Source organism: Nocardioides sp., from assembly GCF_024509035.1.
Lineage (GTDB): Bacteria > Actinomycetota > Actinomycetes > Propionibacteriales > Nocardioidaceae > Nocardioides.
Window position 1 is genome coordinate 1 of the sequence record NZ_JANINT010000204.1, and the last position, 3,789, is coordinate 3,789.

6 protein-coding genes are annotated in these 3,789 nt (G+C 72.2%); 4 read left to right on the plus strand and 2 right to left on the minus strand.

Annotated elements, in window-relative coordinates; genetic code table 11:
* Positions 1-591, plus strand: a 591-nt coding sequence (locus Q0L15_RS15055) for a hypothetical protein (protein WP_296605269.1), incomplete at its 5' end; no start/stop codon positions are given.
* A complete protein-coding gene (locus tag Q0L15_RS15060; RefSeq protein WP_296605270.1) occupies positions 588-1,082 on the plus strand; it encodes a SigE family RNA polymerase sigma factor in 495 nt (164 codons plus the stop codon). The genes Q0L15_RS15055 and Q0L15_RS15060, both read left to right, overlap by 4 nt.
* 18 nt (positions 1,083-1,100) lie before the next feature.
* Here Q0L15_RS15060 and Q0L15_RS15065 read toward each other — a convergent pair whose 3' ends face one another.
* Entirely contained in the window at positions 1,101-1,781 is a 681-nt protein-coding gene (locus Q0L15_RS15065; RefSeq protein ID WP_296605271.1) for a TrmH family RNA methyltransferase, read from the minus strand.
* Between the two features lie 53 nt (positions 1,782-1,834).
* On the opposite strand from Q0L15_RS15065, the gene Q0L15_RS15070 reads away from it, so the two are divergent.
* Positions 1,835-2,596 (plus strand): VTT domain-containing protein, encoded by a 762-nt coding sequence (locus tag Q0L15_RS15070; protein ID WP_296605272.1) that lies wholly within the window; start codon positions 1,835-1,837, stop codon positions 2,594-2,596.
* A gap of 11 nt (positions 2,597-2,607) precedes the next feature.
* On the opposite strand, the gene pyrE is transcribed toward Q0L15_RS15070, so the two are convergent.
* A complete protein-coding gene (gene pyrE / locus Q0L15_RS15075) occupies positions 2,608-3,138 on the minus strand; it encodes an orotate phosphoribosyltransferase (protein WP_296605273.1) in 531 nt (176 codons plus the stop codon).
* Positions 3,139-3,271: 133 nt separating this feature from the next.
* Between pyrE and Q0L15_RS15080 the strand changes: the two genes are divergently transcribed.
* Positions 3,272-3,789 (plus strand): aminotransferase class I/II-fold pyridoxal phosphate-dependent enzyme (locus Q0L15_RS15080; protein WP_296605274.1); only part of this gene is annotated, 518 nt, incomplete at its 3' end.

Here is a 3,789-nt window from a genome sequence, read left to right on the forward strand (position 1 = left end):
CGCCTGCGCATCCACCGCACGTGGGAGGACCCGTGGAACCTCGACCTGCCGGCCGGCGGCTGGTCCTTCGCGCTGACCTACGACGCACCCGGGATCCCGCTCACCTGGTGGGTGGGCTACCTCGACGGCGGGGGCTCGTCGGCGAGCATCCCGGCCGACCAGGCCGACGGCCTCACCTTCGCAGCGTGGGTCGCCGAGCAGCGGGAGATCTACGTCCCCCGAGCCGACGGGCAGGGCGCCGAGCCGGGCGGGGCCGCCACCCCGCCGGGCGGGTGGCCGGGGATGACCGACCTCCAGCTGGTCCGGTTCACCCAGGGCACCGAGCGACTGGAGCCGCTCGACGCGGTGACGCTCCTGCGCCAGCGCGCCCATCCGGACCTGCCGGCGAGCTGGGCGCAGCCCGACGACCGGAGCGCGGTCGCCGAGGTCGTGTTCGAGGACACCCGCTACTACGTGCTCGCGCGCAGCACCCCCGGTGACGCGACGCCGCAGTACGTCGCCGTGAAGGCCGCCCGCGGCGGGGCGACCCTCGACGACTTCCTCGACCTCGCGCGTGAGCGCTACGCCGAGGGCGGCGGTGGCCTGCTGTGAGGGCTGCCGAGCGCGATCGGGCGTTCTCGGACTTCGTCCAGGCCCGCCGGCTCCACCTGCGGCGCGTCGCCTACGCGATCTGCGGCGACTGGCACCGTGCCGACGACCTGGTGCAGACCGCGCTGGTGAAGCTGTACGTCGCGTGGCCGCGCGTCCACACCGACGGACGGGAGGAGGCCTACGTCCGCACGATCATCGTGCGCGCGGACATCGACGAGCGCCGGCGACCGTGGCGGCGCGAGACTCCCGGCCTGCCGGTCGTGGACCGCCCGGCCCGCGACCCGCTCCCGGTCGAGGAGCGCTCGGCGCTGTTCGACGCGCTCCAGGCGCTGCCGCTCATGCAGCGCAAGGTCGTGGTGCTGCGGCACTGGCTCGGCCTGTCGATCACCGAGACCGCCCACGAGCTGCGGATCGGCGAGGGCACGGTGAAGAGCCACGCCTCGCGGGGGTTGGAGGCGCTGCGCAGCAGCCTGGCCGGCGAGCCGCGCTAGACCCACGCTGACCCCGCGCTAACCCCGCCAGGCGTCGTCGCCCGACAGGTCGGCGTACTGCCGCACCCAGGCGTGCATCGCGATCGCCGCGGCCGCGGAGGCGTTGATCGAGCGGGTCGAGCCGAACTGCGCGATCGAGAACGTGCCGTCGCACAGGTCGCGCGCGCCGTCGGAGAGCCCCGGGCCCTCCTGGCCGAACAGGAAGCACACCCGCCGCGGCACCTCGGCGGTCTCCAGGTGCGCGGAGCCCGGCAGGTTGTCGATGCCGTGGAGCAGCACCGGTCCGTCGGCGTGCTCGCGCAGGTACGCCGCCAGGTCGGCGACGCTCGGGTGGTGCCGGACGTGCTGGTAGCGGTCGGTCACCATCGCGCCGCGACGGTTCCACCGGCGGTTGCCGACGATGTGCACCTCCGCGGCGAGGAACGCGTTGGCCGTGCGCACGATCGTGCCGATGTTGAAGTCGTGCTGCCAGTTCTCGATCGCGACGTGGAAGCCGTGCCGCCGGGTGTCGAGGTCGGCGACGATCGCCTCCAACGTCCAGTAGCGGTAGCGGTCCACGACATTGCGCCGATCGCCCGCGGCCAGCAGCTCGGGGTCCCACTGGGGGCCGCTCGGCCACTCCCCCACCCAGGGCCCGACGCCGACCACGGGCTGCCCGTAGGGCATGGGGTCGTACGGCGCCAGCTCCTCCACGGACATGAACGTTATGTGACAAGGCCGTGCGGTTCCGGGTTGGCAGGTACCGTTGCCGTGTGACCTCGCTGATGCCGGCCGTGCCGTTGTTGCTCGGCATCAAGTGGCTGGACCCCGAGTGGCTCCAGCACCAGTACGGCTCGGCCTTCATCTGGCTGGCCCTGCTGATCGTGTTCGTGGAGTGCGGGCTCTTCTTCCCTTTTCTCCCCGGTGACACCCTGCTCTTCGCCCTCGGGCTCTTCATCGCGGGCAGCAACGCGACCGGCTACTCCGTCATCGGCATCCACAACGAGCCGGTCGAGCTGGTCATCGCGATCGCGATGCTCACCGTGGCGGCCTTCGCCGGCAACGTCGCGGGCTACGAGATAGGCCGCAAGATCGGCCCGCCGCTCTACGAGCGCGACGGGCGGATCATCAAGCGCGCCTACCTCGACAAGACCAGCGCGTTCTTCGACAAGCACGGCAACATGGCGCTGGTGCTCGGCCGCTTCGCGCCGTTCGTGCGCACCTACATCACGGTCGTCGCCGGCGTCACGATGATGGACCGGCGCCGGTTCTTCGTCTGGAGCGCGGTCGGTGCCGTCTTCTGGGTCATCGGCATCACCCTGCTCGGCTACTTCCTGGGCGCTGCGTTCCCGTGGCTGGGCGAGAACATCGACTACGTCACGATCGCGATCCTGGCGTTCAGCGTCGTGCCGCTGGCCTACGAGGGCCTCCGCAAGCGGCTGCGCCGCACGGGCGGCCGGGACGCGGCGGACGCGACCCAGGTCACCGTCACCGACGAGACCCACACCGGCGCCCCCGAGAGCGCCGACGCCTGAGCCGGTGAGGTTCAGCCGCGCGCGGCGTCCAGCTGGGCCTTGGTGAGCACCGGTCGCACCTCGAGGTCGACGTCGGCGAGCGGGTTCTCGCCGGCCGGGCTGCGGTCGATCGCGCAGACGACGACCTCCACCTGAGCACCGGCCTCCCGCAGCGCGCGCGTCGCGTCGCGGACGGCGCCGCCGGTGGTGATGACATCCTCGATGAGCGTGACCCGCCGACCGGCCACGTCAGGGCCCTCGGCGAGCTTGCAGGTGCCGTACTCCTTGGCCGACTTGCGCACGAACAGCGCCGGGCGGCCGGTCAGGCTGCTGACCATCGTCGCGATCGGGACCCCGCCGAGCTCGAGGCCGCCGAGCAGGTCGGTGTCCTGGGGCAGCAGGCCGACCATCTCGCGCGCGACCCGGAGCAGCAGCTGGGGGTCGGCCTCGAAGAGGTACTTGTCGAAGTACTCCGTCGCCTGCTGGCCCGAGCGCAGCGTGAACTGGCCGGTGAGCCGGCAGATCGCGTCGATGTCGGCAGCGAGCGTCTCGTCCTGGGTCACGGCGGCAGCGTAGCCGGGCCCGGCTGCTGCAACGCCGGGTTACCCCCTCCTCCCACCACACTGCAACAGGGAGGGAAGAAGGGGTAAACGGGCGTTACAGCGAGGGGTCGGCACGGTCGCTAAGGTCGGTCGCATGCTCGCTCACCGGCTGGAGGGCATCCCGCCCACGATCTTCTCGGAGATGTCGGCGCTGGCCGTGCGCACCCAGTCGGTCAACCTCGGGCAGGGCTTCCCCGACGTCGACGGGCCGCCGGAGGTGATCGCCCGGGCGGTGGCCGCGCTCGAGTCGGGGCAGAACCAGTACGCCCCCGGGCTCGGCACTCCTGCGCTGCGCCAGGCGGTCGCCCGCCACCAGCTGCGCCACTACGGCCTCGAGCTCGACCCCGACAGCCAGGTCGTCGTGACCACCGGCTGCACCGAGGGCATCGCCGCCGCGCTGCTCGGGCTGGTCGACCCGGGCGACGAGGTGATCGTGCTCGAGCCCTACTACGACTCCTACACGGCGATGATCCAGATGGCCGGCGGCGTACGCCGTCCCGTGACGCTGCGCGGTCCCGACTACCGCCTCGACCCCGACGAGCTGCGCGCCGCCGTCTCGCCGCGCACCCGGTTCGTGCTGCTGAACTCCCCGCACAACCCGACCGGCACCGT